Genomic DNA, 20,710 nt, shown 5'->3' with positions numbered 1-20,710 from the left:
GTGAAGCAGACAATAGTGGCGAATCACCTCAGGGGGATGGTTCGGACGATGCGGAGAACGTGGTGCGACTACCCACTGCCACCCTCCTCACCGCATGCGCGCTCTCGGCGGCGTTCCTCGTCGCCGGACGCGGCGGTGCGGGAGAGGGGATCACGAGGCCGGACGCGGACACCGTCCTGCCGGCGGCCGAGGGCCGGGTCGTCTCCGGCGACCCCTTCGGCGCCCTTTTCGCGGACTCCGACCGGGCCGGCCCCGGCCCCGGCTCCCTCCCGGGCTCCGCCGCGGGCGGGGGCGGTCGCGGGGTCACCGGCAGCGCGATCGCCGCCCGCACGGCGGCGGAAGCCGGCCCGGTCGCGCTCCCTGAACCGGACGAAGCACCCGGCCCGCAGGACGGGCAGGACACCGACGAGGGCGCCGGCTCCGACCTCGACCGCGGCATCGACCCGAACGAGATCGGACCCGCCACCGTCCCCGAGGTGCCCGACCTGCCCGACGGGGGCGGACTCGTCCCCGACGGACCCGACGAGTCCGACACGCCGGCCCCGTCCGGCAGCGTCATCGGCGGCCCCGTCGACGTCCTGCCGGGCTGACCGCGCCCCCGCAACCCCCGCTCCCCGGTCGAAGAATCGGGCAAACCCTGGCAAGGTGGCCCCATGGTTGATCGGGGAGCGAGCGCCCTGTCGTTCCCGAGTGACTGGCCCGCCCACCCGGATCCGATCCTGGCTCTCAACCGCATGGGCAGCTTCGACTGGGACCTGGACTCGGGCCGGTTCCACATGGACGCGCGGGCCCACGAGATCTTCGACCTGCGGCCCGACGAATACGACGGCGACCCCGCCGCCCTCGCCGTCCGCGTCCCGCCGTCCGAGGCCATCCGCCTGGACGAGATGGTCTCCCAGGCGATCAAGGACGGCAGCGAGAACTACGGCGCCTACTTCCGGCTGCGGCTGCGCGACGGCACCCTGCGCTGGACCCACACCCAGGGCTACATCCGCCGGGACGGGACAGGCCGCCCCCGCCGCATCGTCGGCATCGTGCGCGACGCGACCGACGAACTCCACGACCTGGCCGCCCGCCGCGACGAGCCCGACCTCGACGACGCCCGCCGCGAGCAGACCAACGTCGTCCAGCTCACCACCGCGGCGCTCGCGCACGCCCGGACCGTGCACGACGTCATCGACGTCCTCAAGGACACCCAGGGCCTCACCCACCTGGGGGCGACCAGCCTGGTCATGGGACTCGTCGAGGCCGGCCGCATCCGGCTGATCGCCGAGGGACCCGAGGGCAGCTTCGTGCCCGGCACCCTGGTCACCCGCATCGACGAGCCGTACCCGATGAGCGAGGTCGTGCGGACCCTCACCCCGCGGTTCATCGAGTCGCCGGAGGAGTTCGCGGCCGACTACCCCGTCCTGTGGCCGCACCTCACCGATCTGAAGATCACCTCGGCCGCCTATCTGCCGCTCATCGTGCAGGCCCGCCCGATCGGCGCGATGGGCCTGCTCTACAGCGACCGCAGGGGCTTCTCCCCGGAGGACCGCAACATCCTCGTCGCCCTGGGCAGCAGCATCGCGCAGAGCCTCCAACGGGCGATGTTCTACGAGCAGGAGAAGGACATCGCGCAGGGCCTCCAACAGGCCATGCTGCCGCGCACCATCCCCAGCGTGGCCGGCGCCGACGTCGCCGTCCGCTACCGGGCGGCGACCATCGGCGGATCGCCGGGCCGGGACATCGGCGGCGACTGGTACGACCTGATCCCGCTCCCCGGCGGCGGGACCCCCTCGGGGGCGGGCCGGGTCGGCGCCGTCATCGGTGACGTCCAGGGCCACGACACGCACGCGGCGGCCGTCATGGGCCAGCTGCGCATCGTGCTGCGGGCCTACGCGGCCGAGGGCCACACCCCGGCCACCGTGATGGCCCGGGCCTCCGTCTTCCTGTACGAACTCGACACCGACCGCTTCGCCACGTGTCTGTACGCCGAGGCGGACCTGTCCACCGGCGTCGTCCAGGTGGTCCGCGCCGGGCACATCGACCCCCTGTTGCGCGGGCCCGACGGGACCTGCCGGCGCCTGCGGGTGCCCGGCGGGCTGCCGCTCGGCCTGTCCGCGGAGTTCGGCAGCCTCGACTACCCGGTCGGCACCGTCGAGCTGGACCCCGGGCACACGCTGCTGCTGTGCACCGACGGCCTGGTCGAGCAGCCCGGCGCGGACCTCGACGACGGGATGCGCGCCCTGGCCGCGATGATCGCCGCGGGCCCCGAGGACGTCCGCAGACTCGCCGACCAGCTCATCGAGGTCGCCGAGGAGCGCGGCGGGGACGACGACGTCGCCCTGCTGCTCCTGCGCCGGCGCGGCCCCGACGGCCCCCAGGCCGGCAGCCGCCTCCAGCAGCACGTGGCGCCCGGTGACCCGGAGGCCCTCAGCGAGGCCCGGCACATGATCCGCGCGGCCGTCCGCACCTGGGGCGCCCGGGACCGGTCCGACGAGATCGAGCTCGTCGCGGACGAACTCATCACCAACGCGCTGATGCACACCGAGGGGGCCGCGATCGTCACCCTGCGGGTGCTCACCGGCACCGAGCACCGGCTGCGCGTCGAGGTGGAGGACTCCTCCAGCGCCCTCCCGCGCCGCCGGGAGGCGGGTGAGTCGGGGGTCTCCGGACGCGGTCTGATGCTGGTGGACCTGCTCGCCGACGAGTGGGGCGTGGAGGCGCGGGGCGGCGGCAAGTGCGTGTGGTGCGAGTTCGTGATGCCGGAACAGAGCTGACCCGAGCGAGCGGCACCGGGCCGAGCCGAGCGGCACCGAGCCGAGCCGAGCGCTACCGAGCGGCACCGGGCCGGGCTGAGTACTCCGGTGCCGGATGGCACTCTGGACGTATGCCGGAGCTCCCCGAGGTCGAAGCGCTCAAGGACTTCCTGACCGGACACCTCGTCGGTCACGAGATCGTCCGGGTGCTGCCCGCGGCCGTCAGCGTGCTGAAGACGTACGACCCGCCCCTCACCGCGCTGGAGGGGCGGCGGGTCACCGCCGTGCACCGGCACGGCAAGTTCCTGGACCTCGCGACCGGCGACGGCCCGCACCTCGTCATCCACCTGGCCCGCGCGGGCTGGCTGCACTGGAAGGACCGGCTCCCGGACGGCCCGCCCCGCCCCGGCAAGGGACCCCTCGCCCTGCGCGTCGCGCTGGAGACGGGGGAGGGCTTCGACCTGACGGAGGCCGGCACCCAGAAGCGGCTCGCGGTCTACGTCGTCGACGACCCGGGGCAGGTGCCGGGAATCGCCCGGCTCGGACCCGATCCGCTCGCGGACGACTTCGACGAGGCCCGCTTCGCCGCGCTGCTCGCGGGGGAACGGCGCCGGCTGAAGGGCGCCCTGCGCGACCAGGGGCTGATCGCGGGCGTCGGCAACGCGTACAGCGACGAGATCCTGCACGCGGCGGGGATGTCGCCGTTCAAACTGGCGTCCTCGCTGACGCCCGAGGAGACCCACACCCTCTACGAGGCCCTGCGCACGACGCTCACGGAGGCGGTCGAGCGTTCACGGGGCCTGGCCGCGGGACGTCTCAAGGCCGAGAAGAAGAGCGGCCTGCGGGTGCACGGCCGCACCGGCGAGCCCTGCCCGGTGTGCGGCGACCTGGTCCGCGAGGTCTCCTTCAGCGACTCCTCGCTCCAGTACTGCCCGACCTGCCAGACGGGCGGGAAGCCGCTGGCGGACCGCAGGATGTCGCGGTTGCTGAAGTAGCCCGGCCGGTGATCCGGCCGGCCCGGGGCGCCCGGCACGCGCGCCCCTCGTCGGCGCCGGAGTGACCTGAACCCACTCCGGCGGTCCTAGGGGGTGTCTGACAAATGCCCGCGGCGTCGCGGCGTCTGGCACGCACGCTCGCCGCGTTGCCGAACCCCCCACGTGGCTCCGCCACGAGGGCGCTCCGGCGCCTTGCGATCGCACGCACCAGACGCCGCTCCTTCACCCGCGCTCATTTGGCAGACACCCCCTGGTGGGACTCGAGCGTCACCAGGTGCTCACCGGCCGAGGTGCGCAGCTCGTAGCGCAGGATCTCGTCGGGGTGCCAGGCCGCGGCCCCCTGCACGGTGTTGGGGCGTGCGTCGTGCTTGGGCACGGTCCAGCTGGTGACCGTCTGCTCGGAGCCGTCGCGGCCGACGGCGATCAGCCGGCAGGAGCGGGGGCCGGCCCCGTCCTTCACCTCGAGCTCCACATGGCTGCCCCAGGCCTCGTCCTCGGTGGTGACCTGCGCCCACACCCCGGACTTCTCGTCCGTGGCGGTCACCCGTACGGCGCGCTCGTCCGCGTCGGCGCCGCCCGCCATCAGGGCGATCACCGGACCGGCCAGCGCGACCACCACGGAGGCGGCCACGGCGTAGAGCACCCGCCGGCGCACGGCCCGGTGCCGGGTCGCCACCTCGGCGAGCAGCCGGTCGAGCAGCTGCGGGCCGGGGCCCGCGAAGGGGTGGACGGCGCGCGGGGTGGCGCGCCGGTAGAGCATCATCTGCCGGGCGGTGGGGCCGAACTCGGTTACCTGCGCCGCGCATTGAGGACACTCCATGAGGTGGTCCTCGAAGCGGAAGGCTTCCGTTTCGTCCAGCACGCCGAGCGCGTACGCGCCGACGTCGCGATGCCTTTCCAGGGACCTCATGCCGAAACCTCGTGCCGTTGAGTGCCAGTGGGGTTACTCGTTGCTCCCACCGGTACGCACCCGGCCGACGAATCACTCAAGCCACGTACCGAATCGTGACCCAGATGTTCGGAGCGGTCCGGCCCGCGGATTGGTGTGAATCTAAAAAAGATGAATCGCCAGATGGCCGAGAGGCAGTCCGAGCTGCCAGGCGGGCGTCCAGACCTCGGGTCCGTCGTCCTCTCCGGCCGCCGCGCCGCCGGGCACCGCGTTCAGATCGGGGGCGAGCAGCTCCGTCTCCTCCAGCCAGCGCCAGGCCGCGGCCGCCAGGTCGAGATCGGGAGCCGGTCCGTCCGACCGGGCGGCCTCGGCCCTCAGTTGAGACATACGTTCCGCGACCCAGTCCTGCCACGGCTGGTCGTACGCCGTGAGCGAAAGCCAGGTCTCCAGCTGAGTGACGACCCGGATGCCGGGCAGTTCGCCGTCCGTGTCGGACAGGAAGATGGTGAGCGCCAGGGCATCGCGCCCGGCGCGGAACTCGAAGGACGTCGGCGGCATCAGATCGCCGGTCCGCAGCAGTTCGTCGGCGATGTACTCGGCGTACAACCAGGCCATGGGGACGGTCAGTTCACCGCCGCCGGTGCCGTCCGTGCTCTGGTGACCTCTGTGCAGCATCCCTTCCTGCCTTCCTCCGGTGCTTGCGCGCTCGCCCGTTGCCGGGACGCGGGGGCCCCGGTCACCGGGCCCCGTCCGGAACACGGATAAGGACACCCGATTACCCCAAGGGGGTCCCAGGCAAGGCGCTTTACGGAGGCTTGACCCAGCTGTTGGTTTCAGTGCAGGTCGGCCGCGTATCCGGGAAGCACTCGGCGCAGGGCGCGCAGCGCGTAGTACGCGCGGGACTTCACGGTACCGGTCGGGATCCCGAGGGTTTCGGCGGCCTCCGCCACACTGGCCCCCTGGAAATACACCAGCACCAGGACATCACGGTGCTCCGGGGTGAGTGTCTTCACAGCCTCGCGCACATCGAGGGCGGCGGCCGCCCGCTCGGCGTGGTCGGCGCACACGGGCGCGTTCTCCAGGACGGCGTCGCCGACCTCCGCGGGCCGTGCCTGCCGGGCCCGCCGCGCGTCGATGGCGAGTCGCCGGCCGACCGTGAGCAGCCACGGCCGGACGGAGTCGAAGGTGTCGGCGCGCAGGGCCTCGGGATGCTGCCAGGCCCGTACGAGGGTCTCCTGGACGAGGTCCTCGGCGCGCTGGCGATCGCCGTCGCACAGCCTCAGCAGCAGCGCGAAGAGCGGTCGGCCGTGCTCGCGCTGGAGAGCGGCGAGTTCGTGTTCGGCGGTCGTCGTGCGGGCGTCGAGGGTGGTTCCGGCGGTCATGGGCGTATGGCACCGCAGTGCGCCGGTTCGGGACAGGTCGCGCACACGGGTCTGCGACGGACGGTCGATCGCGTCGACGAACGGTCCGACGAACGGTCCCGGCTACGCCGATCGCGGGCATCGGCCCTGGACGAAGGGAGTGCCGGGCCGGGCTGCCGTCTCTCATGGACTAGTACTCATACATGAGCAGATATGACAAAGCGCGGGAACGGGGGTGACCCGGTGATCGCTCGCAGACATCAGGTGGCCTGGGCCCTGACGGCCCTGCTCGCCTCGGCCGCCGCCTGCCAGGCCCACGACGACGGGCCGGCCGGGAGCCACGGCCGCCCGGCGCCGCCCGCCGCCCGCGGCTTCAGCCTCGTCGCCACCGGTGAGATCCGTCCGTACGCCGGTGTCGTCGAGCGTGCCCGCTTCGACGCCGGGGGCGCCGGCTACGACTTCCGCCCGATGCTCGCGGGCGCGGAACCCCTCGTCTCCGGCGCCGATCTGTCGCTGTGCCACCTGGACACCGTGTACGGCGCGAACGGCGACTACACCGGCTATCCCGACCTGAAGTCGCCGCCGGAGATCGCCGCGGCCCTCGCCGCCACCGGCTACGACGGCTGCGCCACCGCCTCCGACCACAGCCTGGACGACGGCCCCGCCGGGGTGCAGCGCACCCTCGACGTCCTCGACGGCGCCGGTCTGCGGCACGCGGGCACCGCCCGCACCGAGGCCGAGGGCAACTCGGTCACCCTCCTGCGGGCGGGCCCCGCGAAGGTCGCCCATCTCGCCTACACCGACGGCGTCGGCGGCCGGCCGGTCCCGCAGGGGCAGCCCTGGGCCGTCGGCCTGCTGGACGGAGCCAGGGTCCTCGCCGACGCCAAGGCCGCCCGCAAGGCGGGCGCCGACGTGGTGGTCGTCTCCCTGCACTGGGGCACCGCGGGGCAGGACGCGCCGGACGAGCGGCAGCTCGCCCTGGCCCGCACCCTCACCGCCTCCCGCACCGCGGGCCGCCCCGACGTCGACCTGATCCTCGGCACCGGCTCCCACGTCCCCCAGGCCTACGAGAAGGTCGACGGCACCTGGGTCGTCTACGGCCTGGGCGACCAGATCGCGGGGGAGACGCCGGACGGACAGGGCGTCCGGGACCCGCGCGTCAACCAGTCCACCGCCGCCCGCTTCACCTTCGCCCGGCCGAGCCGGCCCGGTGGCCGCTGGGAGGTCCGCGAGGCCCGGTTCGTCCCGCAGATGTTCGACATCGACGCGGGCCGGGTGGTCGACCTGGACCAGGCCCTCGCCCGCGGCGCGGGCGTCGCGGGGGCCCGGGACCGCATCAGGCAGGTGGTTCTCGGCCGGGGCGCCGCCAAGAGCGGCCTGACCACGGCCCCCTGACCCGGGGGCTCGGGGGCTCGGGGGTCCGGGAGTCCGGGTCAGGGGACCACCGTCACCGGCCAGCGGCCCGCCTTGACCAGGCGTACCGCGACCGAGCCCACGATGCGGTGGCCGGCCTGCTCGGAGGCGCCGACCACCACGGCGTCGGCCGTCAGCTGCTCCGCCGCCTTGACGAGGCCGCCGTAGGGGTCGCCGCGGAAGGTGTGGAACTCCCAGCGCACGTCGAATATCCCCCGCGTGCGCTCGGTGGCCTCGCGGATCTGCGCCACTAGGCCCTCGGCGATCTCGTCGGTCGTCTCCGCGACCGGCACCCCGAGGGCCGCGCCCGCCGCGAGCACCGGCTGGACGTACACCACGGCGAGCAGCGCGTGCTGGCGCCGGGCCAGGCCACCGGCGTAGGCCGCGGCCCGCAGCGAGGAGTCGGAGCCGTCCACGCCGACCAGAATGACCTTCGGTCCGTCCGTCCCGCGCTCGAACCGGTGTGCTGGCTGCTGCGAGTGCTGTTCCGTCACGGGCCAGAGGCTATCGGAAGCCGCAGGTCCGCCCGTTGAGCGGGCCGCTCGACGAGCGCGGCCGCCCCGGGCTTCCTACAGTCGGAACATGACCGCCACCGTGGACACCGCCGCGGCCCAGGCCGGTCGGAGCCCGGCCCGGCGGCCCGCGGACCGCTTCCTGGTCCGGGTCCCGGAGGGCTTCGCGGCCTTCTTCGGCGCCCTGGGCCTGCTCTGCGTCCTGCTGGCCCTGGTGCCGCCGCTGCGCAGGCTGCTGCGCCCGGTGGTCCGCTTCCTGGACCTGCTGATCGTGCCGGTGAGCGCCAACCTCGCCTACGCCGTCTTCCTCTTCCTGCTGGCCGCCGCCACCGCCGCCCGCAAGAAGGCCGCATGGTGGCTCGTCGTCGTCTACCTCGGCCTGCTCGTCCTGACCGACGTCCTCGGCGTGGCCGTCGGCCTGTACGCGCAGTCCGTCCCGTCCCTGGTGGTGTGCGCGCTCGCACTGGTCCTCCTGATCGTCGCCCGCGGCGAGTTCTACGCCGCCTCCCGTCGGGCGGCGGTCCGGCGGGCCCTCGCGGTGCTCCTCGCCGGTCTGGTCCTCGCCGTCCTCGCGGGCTGGGGCCTGGTGGAGCTGTTCCCGGGCACCCTGCCGGAGAGCCAGCGCTTCGGATGGGCCGTCAACCGGGTGCTGGGCGGGCTGGTCTCCGCCCGCTCCTTCGACGGCCGTCCGCCCCGCTCCCTGTTCTTCCTGCTCGGCCTCTTCGGCGCCCTGGCGCTGCTCAACGCCGCCGCCGCGCTCTTCCGCTCCCAGCGGATGGAGGCGGCTCTGCACGGGGACGAGGAACCCCGCATCCGCGCCCTGCTCAAGGCCTACGGCGACCAGGACTCGCTCGGCTACTTCGCCACCCGGCGCGACAAGGCCGTCGTCTTCTCGCCCAGCGGCAAGGCCGCCGTCACCTACCGGGTCGAGGCCGGGGTCTGCCTGGCCAGCGGCGACCCCGTCGGCGACCGCGAGGCCTGGCCGCACGCCATCGCGGCCTGGCTGGACGCGGCCCGCCGGCACGCCTGGGCGCCCGCGGTCATGGGCGCCTCCGAGGACGGCGCGAAGGCCTTCGCCCGCGCCGGGCTCGGCGCCCTGCAACTCGGCGACGAGGCGATCCTGCCGGTCGCCTCCTTCGACCTCGGCGGCCGTGAGATGCGGGTGACCCGGCAGGCCGTGAACAGGGTGCGCCGCACCGGCGCCTCCTGCCGGGTCCGCCGCCACCGCACCCTCGGCGACCAGGAGATGGAGGAGGTGATCGGCCGCGCGGACGCCTGGCGCGACACCGAGACCGAACGCGGCTTCTCCATGGCCCTGGACCGCCTCGGCGACCCCGCCGACGGCGACTGCCTCCTCGTGGAGGCACTGGACGGCGACGGCCGCCTCCTGGCCCTCCTGTCGTTCGTGCCCTGGGGCGCGGACGGCATCTCCCTGGACCTCATGCGCCGCGACCGCTCCGCCCCCAACGGCGTCATGGAGTTCATGGTCGCCGACCTGTGCGCCGCCGCCCCGAAACTCGGCGTGCGCCGGATCTCGCTCAACTTCGCCGTCTTCCGTTCCGCCTTCGAGGAGGGCGCGCGCATCGGCGCCGGACCCGTCCTGCGGCTGTGGCGCCGGCTGCTGCTGTTCTTCTCGAGGTGGTGGCAGCTGGAGGCCCTCTACCGCTCCAACGCCAAGTACCACCCCGAGTGGTACCCGCGCTTCCTCTGCTACGCCGACGCCGGCTCCCTGGCCAGGGTCGGCCTCGCCTCCGGCATCGCCGAGGGCTTCGTCTCGGTGCCCTCCCTGCGCAAGCTCTGGGGCAAGCGGAACGCGCGCGGCGGGCCCCGCCCCGCCACCACCGAGGGCCTGCCGCCGACGGAGGCGCTCGGCCTCGACGCAGGGGACGGGGCCGGGGACGCCGGTCCGGACGCGGGTCTGCCCGAGCAGGTCCGCGTCCGGCACCGCAAGCTGGACCGGTTGCGCGCCGAGGGCACCGACCCCTACCCGGTCGGCGTGCCGTCCCGCACCCACACCCTCGCCGGGATCCCGACGGGGGAGACGGTCACCGTCGCCGGGCGGATGATGCGGGTGCGCGACTTCGGCGGCGTCGTCTTCGTCACCCTGCGCGACTGGTCGGGCGACCACCAACTCGCCCTCACCCGGGACGCCCTCGGCTCGTTCAGGACCACCACCGACCTCGGCGACCACCTCGTCGTCACCGGCACGGCGGGGACGAGCGACAAGGGCGAGCCCACCGTCTTCGTCACCTCCTGGCAGCTCACCGCCAAGTGCCTGCGCCCCCTGCCCGACAAGCGCCGCGGCCTCACCGACCCCGAGGCCAAGGTCCGCATGCGCTACCTCGACCTGGTCGCGAGCCCCGCCGCCCGCGACGTGGTCCGGGCCCGCTCGCACGCCGTGCAGGCCCTGCGCCAGGGGCTCCTGGAGCGCGGCTACCTCGAGGTCGAGACCCCGATGCTCCAGCGGATCCACGGCGGCGCCAACGCCCGCCCCTTCACCACCCACATCAACGCCTACGACCTCGACCTCCATCTGCGCATCGCCCCCGAGCTGTACCTCAAGCGGCTCTGCGTCGGCGGTCTGGAGAAGGTGTTCGAGATGGGCCGCACCTTCCGCAACGAAGGGGTCTCCTACAAGCACAACCCCGAGTTCACGATGCTGGAGGCCTACCAGGCGTACGCCGACTACGACGTGATGCTCGACCTGGCCCGCGAACTCGTCCAGGGGGCCGCCACGGCCGCCTTCGGCGCGCCGGTCGCCCGCAAGGACGGACGGGAGTACGACATCTCGGGCCCGTGGCCGGTCCGTACGGTCCACGACGCGATCTCCGAGGCGCTGGGCGAGGAGATCGGACCCGACACCCCGCTCGCGGACCTGCTCCGGCTCTGCGACCGCGCCGGGGTGCCGTACACACCCGACGACGGGCGCGGTGACGTGGTCCTGGAGATGTACGAGCGGCTGGTCGAGGAGAGAACCCAACTGCCGACCTTCTACAAGGACTTCCCCACCGACGTCTCCCCGCTCACCCGGCAGCACCGCGTCGACCCGCGACTGGCCGAACGCTGGGACCTCGTCGCCTTCGGTACGGAACTGGGCACTGCCTACTCCGAGTTGACCGACCCGGTCGAGCAACGCCGCCGTCTCACCGAGCAGTCGCTGCTCGCCGCCGGCGGGGACCCCGAGGCGATGGAGCTGGACGAGGACTTCCTCGACGCCCTGGAGTACGCGATGCCCCCGACCGGGGGCCTCGGTATCGGCGTCGACCGCCTGGTGATGTTCCTGACCGGCCTCACCATCCGCGAGACCCTCCCGTTCCCGCTGGTGCGGCACCGCTGACACTCCCGCTTGGGCCACTCGGCCCGACGGGGCTGCCCCGGGCGGGTGGAATCATGCCGCCGGTCCGGTGCCGACGGGGTGGGTCGCGGCCCCGCCGGGCGACTGATGACTGCATGAAGAACGATCAGTTGTTCACGCGGCGAAGGGTGTTGACCGCCGGAGCAGGCGTCGCGGCCGCGGGCGCGGCCGGCGCGGCCGGAGTGTTCCTGTGGGGCGAGGACGACAAGCCCGTCAGGGCGGCCGCCCCCGCCGCCGGAGCCCCGGCACGCAGCCTGCCGCTGAAGCCCTCCGCCTACCGCCTCCAGCCGCTCACCGGCTACGGACCCCCGCGCGCCGCCCCCGGCCGTACCCCGGTGCGCCACGAACCGCTGCTGAGGATGACCGGCCGCGGCCGCACCATGGTGCTGACCTTCGACGACGGACCCGACCCCCGTTACACCCCCGGCATCCTCGACACCCTGGCCCACTACGACGTGCGCGCGATGTTCTTCGTGTGCGGCGAGATGGCCGCCGACAACCAGGAACTGCTGGGCCGGATGGCGGACGAGGGCCACATCGTCGGCAACCACACCTGGTCCCACCCCCTGCTGACCCGGCTCACCCGCCGCCGGATCCGCTCCGAGATGTCCCGCACCAGCGACGTCATCGAAGAGGGCTACGGGGAGCGGCCGCGCTGGTTCCGGGCCCCGTACGGCGCCTGGAACCGTGACGCCTTCCAGCTCGGCGCCGAACTGGGCATGGAACCGCTCGCGTGGACCGTCGACACCCTCGACTGGACCACCCCGGGCACCGGCAGCATCGTCGACCGGGTCGAGAAGGGCGCCGCCCCCGGTGTCGTCGTGCTCTCGCACGACGCCGGGGGCGACCGCTCGCAGAGCGTGCGGGCCCTGGGCGAGTACCTGCCCCGCCTGCTGGACTCCGGGTACCACATCACCCTCCCGCACCGGCGGTACACCTGATACGGGCCCTTCGCCCGCCCGGCCGGGAGCCGCTCAGCGGACCTCGGTCAGGCGGGCGAAGGCGACGACGTTCCCGTCGTACCCGTTGGCCTTCGAGAAGCCGCCGCCGCAGGTGATGACCCGCAGTTCGGGGGCTCCCTTGGAGGCGTAGACGCGGTCGCCGGGGAAGTTGTTCTTCTCGAAGACCTCGATGCCGTAGATCTCGAAGACCGCGGTCTTCCCGTCCGCCCGCGCCACCTCGACGCGGTTCCCCTTCTTCAGGGCCCCCAGACCGTAGAAGACGGCGGGGCCCAGCCGGTTGTCGACGTGTCCGACGACGACCGCCGTGCCCTTCTCGCCGGGCGAGACGCCACCGGTGAACCAGCCCGCCAGGTTCGGGTCCTCGGGGGGCGGCGCGCCCACCCAGCCGTCCGTGTCCAGGCCGACCGACATGACCGGCGCGTCGACCCGGATCGCCGGGATCCGCACCCGGTTCGGCACGGCGAACGCCAGGGGCGCCGGGGTGCGGCCGAGCGTCCCGTCGGCGCTGCGGGCGTCCGCGGCGGCCGCCGAGGCGGGCTGCGGCGGGCCGATGTCGAACTCTCCCGATCCGTTCCTGATGAGCGCGAGACCGGTCAGCAGAACAAGCGCTATCACGCCCCAGGGAGCGCGCTTGCGCCGCCGCTCCTCCTCTTCCGCCGCCTCGGACAGCTGGTACGCGGACATTCGCCATCCCCTTCCGACGCGGCCGTCACCACGTCCCTTCGCGCATAGCAGCACGCTAAGTCCCCGGGCCGGAACCGGCGACGGGGCAGCGGCGAACGGGTGGCCCGGGCCGCCCGCGGTGCGCCATCCGAGGTGCCGGCCGCAGGTTTTTTCTGACGGTCCGTGACCTGCGGCTATATCTGATTGTGCGTAGATCGCCCGGCGTGTCCCCTCACCAGGACGGACCATCGCCGAAATGCGGGCGCGGGCACGGCATCTGAGGGTCTCTTCCGGGAGGTGCTTTCTCGCCGACATGCCGGGGACGGGCCCCGGGGCGCCTTCCGCGGAGGATCACATGCGTACCACTCGTGTTCTGGCGGCCACGGCGGTCTCGGCCGCCGCGGCCGCCGCCCTCGGTCTCGCCGCCCCCGCCGCCGTCGCGCGCGACGGCATGGGCGCCAACCCGAGCAACATCGTCGCCCTGCCCGCGGTCATCGCCCGCGGCGGCCAGATGACGGTCACCGTCGACGGCTGCCCCGGCGGCGGCACCATGACCTCGGCGGCGTTCCCGCAGGCCAACCTGACGCCCATCAACGGCGCCAACCAGACGGCCAAGGGAACGGCCGTCGTCAACGAGAACGCCCGGCCCGGCGCGTACGACATCACCGTCAACTGCTCCGGCCGGACCCTGACCCGCCCGGCCGCCTTCACCGTCATCGGCGGTGTCCGCGGCGGTCTCGGCGGCAGCACCAGCACCGGCGCCACCCCGACCGACGTGGCCATCGGCGGCGGGCTCGTCGCCGCGGCCGTGGTCGGCGGCGGTCTGTTCTGGATGCGGCGCCGGGCCGAACGCCGTATCTGAGCCCGCCTCACGGCACCCCGTCCACCGGGAGGCGGTACGTCTCCTCGCGCGGCGCAGTCCTTCGCCCCGGTCCCGTTCGGAGTCCGGGGCGCAGGCCTGTGCGCGGGGCCGCCGCCGGCGGGCGTTGTCAGCCGGCGTCCTCGCGGGCACGCCGGCGCGAGATGACGTACGCGGTCCCGACCGAGCCCGCGACGAGCGCGGCGCCCAGTCCGATCTCCTTGGCGTCGAACCCGTCGGAGGTGCCGCCCGCACCGGCGTGCACGCCTCGCGGGACCGGGTAGGGCGCCGGTGTGGGGTCGACCGGCCGGCCGCCCGCGATCGTCAGTTCCTTGACGGCGCTGATCCCGCCGCAGGTGAACGTCACCCGGTACGAGGCGCCGGGTCTGGCGTCCCGGTCGACGACGGCGGCCGCCCACGAGGAGTTCCTCGGGATGACGACCGTGTCGAACACCCCGGAGTAGACGCTCACGGAGCTTCGGCAGCCGCTGACGGCGCGGTCCACGCGCAGGGTCACCTGTCCGCCCGCCGCGACCGTCGAGGGCTGCACGCTGTAGCCCTCGGACATGACGTAGTGGTCGTCGTCGCTCGCGACGGCGGCCGGTGCGGACAGGGCGAGGGCGGTGACGCCCAGCAGAGCGGCCGAAGCGACGCGTATCGCGCGCATGGTGGATCCTCCGGTCCCCGAGGAGCAGCCGCGGACCTGTTTCCGCTTGTGCCGTAAATGCACCTCGATGACCGAAACGCTAGGAACGGGTGTGCCCTCGCGCGATCTCAGTCGCGCGAACGGGGCAACGGTGTGGGCCGCCCGGGGGACGCCGTTCCCGCGACCGGGGGACGGCCACGGCGTGTCGGTGGCGTCCCCCGTCGCGGGCGGGCGAGCGGGTGAGCGGGTGGGACGAGGGGTCGGGCGCCGGCGGCGACGGGCTCCGGCGTCAGCCGGTGACGCCGGGGAACAGCCGCAGGAACGGCTCCGCCGACGCCGTGACACCCCGGCTGTAGGGCGCGTCGAAGTCCCAGATGAGGAAGAGCAGGAAGGCGATCAGGGCGGAGAACAGTCCGGCCAGCACCAGTTCGCGGGCCGTGCGCCGGATCTGGAGCGCGAAGACCATGCCGATGGTGATGGCGGCCCCGACCAGCAGCCCGAACCACACCACGCCGGGCATGGTCGCCCCGGTCGACTCCGCCCTGGCGTTGCGCGCCTGGTCCGCCGCGGCCAGCTGGTCGAGCAGCGGCTGGTAGGCCTGCGCCTCGAAGTCGGAGGCGGGCCGGTAGTCGGTGACGTCCACCCGGACGCGCCGCAGCAGTTCGTCGCCCCGCCCGGTCACGCCGTCGCCGTCGGCCATCGCCTTCCACTCGGTGGTGACGACGTGTCCGACATAGGCGTTGACATCCTCCCGAATGCGGTCACGGGTGCCGGCGGGATAGACCCGCACCCGCTCCGAGATCTCGTGCAGCGCCTGCGCCTCCGCCTGGACGTGGTCCTGGGCGACGCTGCGCGCCTCCCAGACCCCCGCGATGGCCAGGCCCAGGACGATCGCGTACACCACGCCGATCCACATGGTCATGTACTCGATGACGTCCGGGGTCTCGGAGGGGTCCTCGTCCTCGGGCGCCCTGCGGGCCCGCAGGAGGGTGATGGCGACCACCACCGCGCAGGCGGCGAGCATCGCGAGGGTGAGAACAAGCCATTCCGGCAAGGGTTGCCTCCAGGATGGGCGCTAGCGGGCCCGCAGTGCGGCGACGGCGATCAGCGCGGGCACGGTGATGAGCAGGACGTAGGTGACCGGCGACTGGCCCCCGTCGGCGGACCGCCGGGGCGGTGGGGCGTGGTAGGCGGGGTAGTGCACCGGGGTCGCCGACGGGCGGGGGACGGGAGCGGGGGGCCGTGGGGAGGGGGGAGCCGGGGCGGGCCGGGGCGGCGGCGCCACGGGGCGCGGCGGCGCGGGCTCCGGCGGCTTCGGACGGGGTCTCGGCGCCGCCGGCCTGGGCTCGGGGGCCGGCCTCGGCGGCGGGGGCGGCTCGGGGGGCGGGGTGGGCCGCGGAGGCGGAGGCGGAGGCGGAGCCGGGGTCGGCGTCGGGCTCGGCTCCGGTGCCGGCGGCGGCTTCGGCTTCGGCGGGGTGGGGGTCGGGGTGGGCGTCGGCGTCGGTTCCCCGCACACCGGCGGGGTCGGCCAGGGGTGGCTCCCCGCCACCGCGACCGCCTCGATGCCGTCCGGCCCCGTGGAGGCGTACGCGCACGCGTCGGCCGTGGCCGTCCCCGCCGGGGCGGCCGCGAGGAGCCAGGCCACGGTCACCAGGGCCAACGCCCTGGTGGCGCGGGTGGATCGGGTCGGTTGGGGTCCATGCACGACGCAGATCATGCGGCTTCCCGCGGCGGACCGTGCCGATGCCCGGTGGGGATTGCCCCGAACGGGGGAAACCGTCGTCCACGGGTTTGCCGGGCCGTGCGGGCGCGCGTCCGGTGGGCCGTTCGGGTGTGCGATCACCGGCCCTGGCCAGGACGCCGTCACAGGTCGTGAAAAGAAATCTGTGGCGGGTTTGAACACATCGACCGCCCCCGTGCGTACTCATGACCGTGCGGCGGCGCAGCAGGGCGCTGCAACACCCTTGTGACGATCGGGGAGTTGTTGACGATGAAGACCACCTGGCGGAGCGCCTCACTCGCGGCTGGTGCGGTGGCCGTTCTGGCGCTGACGACGGCGTGCGGTTCTGAGAGCGGCACGTCGGCGTCGAGCCAGAACGTCGGAGCCACGGCTCCGGCCGGTGGCATCGCGGGCGTCGGCAGCGGTTACGGCAGTGTCGGCGGCGGGGCCAGCGCCAGCGCCCCCGGCGGCGTCGGCACGGGTGCCGGGGCTCAGGGCGCGAGCGCCGGTGAACTGGCGATCTCCGCGAACAGCCAGCTCGGCAAGATCCTCACCGACAGCGCCGGCAAGACCCTCTACCGCTTCGACGCGGACACCGCGGAACCCCCGAAGTCGAACTGCGACGGCGACTGCGCGACCGCCTGGCCGCCCGTCTCCGCCGACGACATCTCCGCCGGCGACGGCATCGACAAGTCGCTGCTCGGCGAGGTCACCCGCACCGACGGCAGCAAGCAGCTCACCGTCGGCGGCTGGCCCGCCTACTACTACGCGAAGGACGCCAAGGCCGGGGACACCACCGGGCAGGGCGTCGGCAACAAGTGGTTCGCGCTGGCCCCCGACGGCAAGAAGGCCAAGTCGTCCGGCTCCGGTTCCTCGTCCGAGGCCTCCACGGCCGGGCTGTCCGTCCGCAAGGACCCCAACCTCGGCGAGATCGTCGTCGACAAGGACGGCATGACGGTCTACCGCTTCCTCAAGGACAAGGCCTGGCCCGAGCCGGTCTCGAACTGCAACGGAGCCTGCCTCGAGAAGTGGCCGGCGGTGGCCCCCGTCGACTTCGCCGAGACCAAGGGGATCCAGAAGAAGGGCTACATGAACTTCACCCGGTCCGACGGCACCAAGCAGCAGACCATCAACTGCTCGCCGATCTACACCTTCTCCGGTGACAAGGCGCCCGGTGACATCAACGGCCAGGGCGTCGGCGGTACGTGGTACGCCGTCGCGCCCGACGGAAAGCTGGTCGGAGCGCCGGCGCAGTAGGAGTCACCTCCCCAGGGCTGATCTCCCGCAGCTGCCCCTCGCGCACGGCCACCTGGTCCGCCCCCTCCGCGCCGCACGGAGGGGGCGGACCGTTTTCCGTGGCCGCCGCGCTTGTCCCGACGCCGCATCCTGTGCGTAGACTTTCGCCGCCCCGAAGGCCGCTGCGAAGACTCTCCGCAGCGGCCCGGGCACGTTGAGCAGCCCCGCGGGGGACGTCGATTCGGCACGTGCCGCAGGCAGTGACCGGGAACGGACGGTCAATTTCCGTTTCTGCTCGCCCCTTTGGCGGGCGATCAGTAGCCTCAGCTCGAACACCGGATCGCCTACGCCTTGGAGAGATAGATGGAGCGACCCGCCTGGGCCCCGCGGAGCATCGACATCTCGGTGCCGAGCGTCTCGCGGATCTACGACCACTACCTGGGCGGCTCGCACAACTTCGAGGTCGACCGGGAAGCGGCCCGCAAGGCGATGGAGTTCATGCCGGGACTTCCCAAGATCAGCCAGGCGAACCGGGCGTTCATGCGTCGCGCCGTGCGGTACGCGGTGGGCGAGGGCGTCACCCAGTTCCTCGACATCGGCTCCGGCATCCCCACCTTCGGCAACGTGCACGAGGTGGCCCAGGCCGCCCGTCCGGGAGCCAGGGTGGTCTACGTCGACCACGACCCGGTGGCCGTCGCGCACAGCGAGGCCGTCCTCGCGGACAACGCCGACGCCGACGTCGTCGCCGCCGACCTGCGCAAACCGCGGGAGATCCTGCACAGCGCGCAGGTGGGACAACTGCTCGACCTCGACCGGCCGGTGGCGCTGCTGCTGGTCGCCGTACTGCACTTCGTCGAGGACGCGGACGACCCGTACGCGGCGGTGGCCGAACTCGGCGCCGCGCTCGCGCCGGGCAGTCTGCTGGTGCTCACGCATGCCTCGTACGAGGGAATCCCGCTGCCGGCCGAGCAGGCCGAGCGCGCGGTGGACGTGTACAAGGACATCCGCAACCCGCTGGTCATGCGCTCGCGTGACCGGATCGGGCGGTTCTTCGAAGGGTACGACATGGTGGAGCCCGGACTGGTGCCGATGCCGCACTGGCGGCCGGACACGGCACCGGAGGACGAGGACCCCTGGGCCCTCTCCGGTTTCGCCGGCGTGGGGCGTACGGCGTGACCGCGGAGCCGGACGGGCCGGAGGACAGACTGCGGCGGTTCGCGACGATCTGGAGCCGGGCCGTGTACCCGGTCACCTCGACCTCGCTGACCAGGCCCGAACTCGAGGAGCAGCTCCTGCCGCTCGCCCGCCGCCTGCGCGGGGCACTGCTGGAGCGGGCCTTCGACTCCGACACCGCGAGGGCGGTCGGCGCCGCCCTCGTCGACGGCCACTGCACCGACCCCGAGGCGCTCGCCCGCACCCTCGACTGCGTCGACGCCTACCTGGTGCTCTACTGCGGTGAGGACGGCCCGCAGGAGGAGCTGCGCACCCGCTGCTCACGGCTCCAGCACGCCATGGCGGCCGGGTACGCCCAGGCGCTGCGCGAGCGCACGCTCGCCGAGCAGGAGGCCATCGCCCAGGCCGCACTGCGGGCCCAGGGTGTGGTCGCGCAGGCGCTGCACGCCAGCGAGGCCCGCTTCCGCGCGGTGTTCGAGGGCGCCGCGATAGGGATCGGCATCGCCGACCTCGACGGCAACGTCCTCCAGGTCAACGGGGCCCTGCTGCGCATGTTCGGCGGCTCCGAGCAGACCCTGCGCGGCCGCCGGGTGCAGGACCTGACCCACCCCGAGGACGCGCCCCAGACCTGGAAGCTCTACGACGAGCTCGTCCGCGGCGAGCGCGAGCACTACCACACGGAGAAGGCGTTCAGCCGGCCCGACGGAACGGTCCTGTGGACCAATCTGACGGTCTCCCTGCTGCGGGACGCCGACGGCAACCCCCAGTACTCGCTGGCCCTGATGGAGGACACCACCGAGCGCAGGCTGCTCAACCTCCGGCTGCGCTACGAGGCCACCCACGACGCGCTCACCGGCCTGCCCAACCGGACCCTGTTCTTCGAACGGCTGGAGAAGGCGCTCGGCGCCGCCGAGGGCCAGCGCTTCGGGCTGTGCTACCTCGACCTGGACGGCTTCAAGACCATCAACGACAGCCTCGGGCACGCGGCCGGCGACCGTCTGCTGGTCGAGGTCGCCGACCGGTTGCAGTCCTGCGCCACCGCGCCGGGCGAGATGGTCGCGCGCCTGGGCGGCGACGAGTTCGTGGCGCTGACCACCGGGCCCGACACCAGGCACGAGGTCGACGAACTGGCCGCGCGCATCATGAACGTCCTGGTCGCGCCCGTGCGCATCGACGGCCGCGAACTGACCGTGCGCGGCAGCATCGGCATCGTGGAGGGCCCGGCGGGGGAGCGCAGCGCGGCGGAGGTGCTGCGCAGCGCCGACATCACCATGTACCGCGCCAAGTCGGCGGGCGGCAACCGCTTCGAGCTGGCCGACGCGGAGGCCGACGCCCGCGCGATCACCCGCCACGGCCTGACCACCGCGCTGCCGGCCGCCCTGGACCGCGGCGAGTTCTTCATCGAGTACCAGCCGCTCGTCCACCTCGGCGACGGCAGTGTGCGAGGCGCGGAGGCGCTGGTGCGCTGGCTGCATCCACAGCACGGGGTGCTCGGCCCCGACCGGTTCATCCCGCTGGCCGAGCACACCGGGCTGATCGTGCCGCTCGGCCGCTGGGTCCTCGAGGAATCGGTCCGGCAGGCCGGCGAGTGGCGGGAGCACAACGGCGACACCGGCCCGCTGCGCATCAACGTCAACCTCTCCCCGTGCCAGCTCACCCATCCCGGTCTGGTGCAGGACACCGTCGACATCCTGGAACGCGCCGGGGTCGCCCCCGAGTCGCTGTGCCTCGAGGTCACCGAGTCGGCGTTGATCGGCGCCGACGACGACCTGCTCAAGCCGCTGCGCCGGCTCGCGGAGATGGGCGTCGACATCGCCCTGGACGACTTCGGCACCGGCTACTCCAACCTGGCCAACCTGCGCCGGCTCCCGGTGAGCGTGCTCAAACTGGACCGTTCCTTCACCCAGGGAATGCAGCAGTTCCCGGCGGACCCCGTCGATCTCAAGATCGTCGAGGGGATCGTCTCCCTCGCCCACAGCCTGGACCTCGCGGTCACCGTGGAGGGCGTGGAGACCGGCGCGCAGGCCGAGCAGCTGCGGATACTGGGCTGCGACACGGCCCAGGGCTGGTACTACGCCCGCCCCGGCCCGCCGGACCGGCTGCACGACCTGGCCCTGGTCGACGCCACGGGGTGACGGCGGGACCCGGTCGCTCGGGACCTCCGGCCGCCGCCACGGCTACGAGG

Annotated in this window: 18 protein-coding genes; 10 read left to right on the top strand and 8 right to left on the bottom strand. The window is 73.4% G+C overall.

What is annotated here, in order from left to right; translation table 11 throughout:
* The first annotated feature begins 62 nt into the window (after positions 1-62).
* From Saso_RS27675 to Saso_RS27665, 3 genes are all read left to right on the top strand, one after another.
* Complete coding sequence (locus Saso_RS27675) at positions 63-590, top strand: hypothetical protein (protein WP_189924636.1); 528 nt, start codon at positions 63-65, stop codon at positions 588-590.
* A 63-nt stretch (positions 591-653) separates the two neighbouring features.
* Positions 654-2,762 carry a SpoIIE family protein phosphatase gene (locus Saso_RS27670; protein WP_189924290.1) on the top strand — a complete coding sequence of 703 codons (2,109 nt, stop codon included), beginning with the start codon at positions 654-656 and terminating at the stop codon, positions 2,760-2,762.
* 110 nt (positions 2,763-2,872) lie between these two features.
* Positions 2,873-3,736, top strand: a complete 864-nt coding sequence (locus Saso_RS27665) for an Fpg/Nei family DNA glycosylase (RefSeq protein ID WP_189924292.1) — start codon at positions 2,873-2,875, stop codon at positions 3,734-3,736.
* 232 nt (positions 3,737-3,968) lie between these two features.
* Here the strand turns inward: Saso_RS27665 and Saso_RS27660 are convergent, their stop codons facing one another.
* The 3 genes from Saso_RS27660 to Saso_RS27650 form a co-directional block, all read right to left on the bottom strand.
* The gene (locus Saso_RS27660) at positions 3,969-4,646 is read right to left on the bottom strand and encodes a zf-HC2 domain-containing protein (RefSeq protein ID WP_189924293.1); all 678 of its coding nucleotides are present in this window, start codon (positions 4,644-4,646) and stop codon (positions 3,969-3,971) included.
* Between the two features lie 141 nt (positions 4,647-4,787).
* Complete coding sequence (locus Saso_RS27655) at positions 4,788-5,300, bottom strand: hypothetical protein (RefSeq protein WP_189924295.1); 513 nt, start codon at positions 5,298-5,300, stop codon at positions 4,788-4,790.
* 158 nt (positions 5,301-5,458) lie between these two features.
* Positions 5,459-6,007: a sigma-70 family RNA polymerase sigma factor gene (locus tag Saso_RS27650; RefSeq protein WP_189924297.1), complete on the bottom strand. Its 549-nt coding sequence runs from the start codon at positions 6,005-6,007 to the stop codon at positions 5,459-5,461.
* A gap of 222 nt (positions 6,008-6,229) precedes the next feature.
* Between Saso_RS27650 and Saso_RS27645 the strand changes: the two genes are divergently transcribed.
* A complete protein-coding gene (locus tag Saso_RS27645) occupies positions 6,230-7,381 on the top strand; it encodes a CapA family protein (RefSeq protein WP_189924299.1) in 1,152 nt (383 codons plus the stop codon).
* 38 nt (positions 7,382-7,419) lie between these two features.
* Here the strand turns inward: Saso_RS27645 and Saso_RS27640 are convergent, their stop codons facing one another.
* A complete protein-coding gene (locus tag Saso_RS27640; protein WP_189924301.1) occupies positions 7,420-7,893 on the bottom strand; it encodes a universal stress protein in 474 nt (157 codons plus the stop codon).
* 88 nt (positions 7,894-7,981) lie between these two features.
* Here Saso_RS27640 and lysX point away from each other — a divergent pair, with 88 nt between their 5' ends.
* Together lysX and Saso_RS27630 are read left to right on the top strand one after the other, a co-directional pair.
* Positions 7,982-11,248 (top strand): bifunctional lysylphosphatidylglycerol synthetase/lysine--tRNA ligase LysX, encoded by a 3,267-nt coding sequence (lysX, locus tag Saso_RS27635; protein WP_189924303.1) that lies wholly within the window; start codon positions 7,982-7,984, stop codon positions 11,246-11,248.
* Positions 11,249-11,361: 113 nt separating this feature from the next.
* Positions 11,362-12,207 (top strand): polysaccharide deacetylase family protein, encoded by an 846-nt coding sequence (locus Saso_RS27630; RefSeq protein ID WP_189924305.1) that lies wholly within the window; start codon positions 11,362-11,364, stop codon positions 12,205-12,207.
* Between the two features lie 33 nt (positions 12,208-12,240).
* On the opposite strand, the gene Saso_RS27625 is transcribed toward Saso_RS27630, so the two are convergent.
* Entirely contained in the window at positions 12,241-12,912 is a 672-nt protein-coding gene (locus Saso_RS27625; RefSeq protein WP_189924307.1) for a class F sortase, read from the bottom strand.
* Between the two features lie 334 nt (positions 12,913-13,246).
* Between Saso_RS27625 and Saso_RS27620 the strand changes: the two genes are divergently transcribed.
* The gene (locus tag Saso_RS27620; RefSeq protein ID WP_189924309.1) at positions 13,247-13,753 is read left to right on the top strand and encodes a hypothetical protein; all 507 of its coding nucleotides are present in this window, start codon (positions 13,247-13,249) and stop codon (positions 13,751-13,753) included.
* Between the two features lie 127 nt (positions 13,754-13,880).
* Here Saso_RS27620 and Saso_RS27615 read toward each other — a convergent pair whose 3' ends face one another.
* The 3 genes from Saso_RS27615 to Saso_RS38830 form a co-directional block, all read right to left on the bottom strand.
* Positions 13,881-14,417 (bottom strand): hypothetical protein, encoded by a 537-nt coding sequence (locus tag Saso_RS27615; RefSeq protein WP_189924311.1) that lies wholly within the window; start codon positions 14,415-14,417, stop codon positions 13,881-13,883.
* A gap of 268 nt (positions 14,418-14,685) precedes the next feature.
* On the bottom strand, positions 14,686-15,450 hold the full coding sequence (locus Saso_RS27610) for a bestrophin-like domain (protein WP_189924313.1): 765 nt from the start codon (positions 15,448-15,450) through the stop codon (positions 14,686-14,688).
* A 21-nt stretch (positions 15,451-15,471) separates the two neighbouring features.
* Complete coding sequence (locus Saso_RS38830; protein ID WP_268253221.1) at positions 15,472-15,600, bottom strand: hypothetical protein; 129 nt, start codon at positions 15,598-15,600, stop codon at positions 15,472-15,474.
* A 786-nt stretch (positions 15,601-16,386) separates the two neighbouring features.
* Here Saso_RS38830 and Saso_RS27600 point away from each other — a divergent pair.
* From Saso_RS27600 to Saso_RS27590, 3 genes are all read left to right on the top strand, one after another.
* Entirely contained in the window at positions 16,387-17,373 is a 987-nt protein-coding gene (locus tag Saso_RS27600; RefSeq protein WP_189924317.1) for an SCO0930 family lipoprotein, read from the top strand.
* Positions 17,374-17,715: 342 nt separating this feature from the next.
* The gene (locus Saso_RS27595; protein WP_189924319.1) at positions 17,716-18,528 is read left to right on the top strand and encodes an SAM-dependent methyltransferase; all 813 of its coding nucleotides are present in this window, start codon (positions 17,716-17,718) and stop codon (positions 18,526-18,528) included.
* The gene (locus Saso_RS27590) at positions 18,525-20,660 is read left to right on the top strand and encodes a putative bifunctional diguanylate cyclase/phosphodiesterase (protein WP_189924321.1); all 2,136 of its coding nucleotides are present in this window, start codon (positions 18,525-18,527) and stop codon (positions 20,658-20,660) included. The genes Saso_RS27595 and Saso_RS27590 overlap by 4 nt, the downstream gene beginning before the upstream one ends.
* Positions 20,661-20,710: the final 50 nt, after the last annotated feature.

Origin of the sequence: Streptomyces asoensis (genome assembly GCF_016860545.1) — a bacterium.
Taxonomy (GTDB): Bacteria; Actinomycetota; Actinomycetes; order Streptomycetales; family Streptomycetaceae; genus Streptomyces; species Streptomyces asoensis.
The sequence above is the reverse complement of the archived record's forward strand: the minus strand, read 5'-3'. Positions and strand labels throughout refer to the sequence as shown.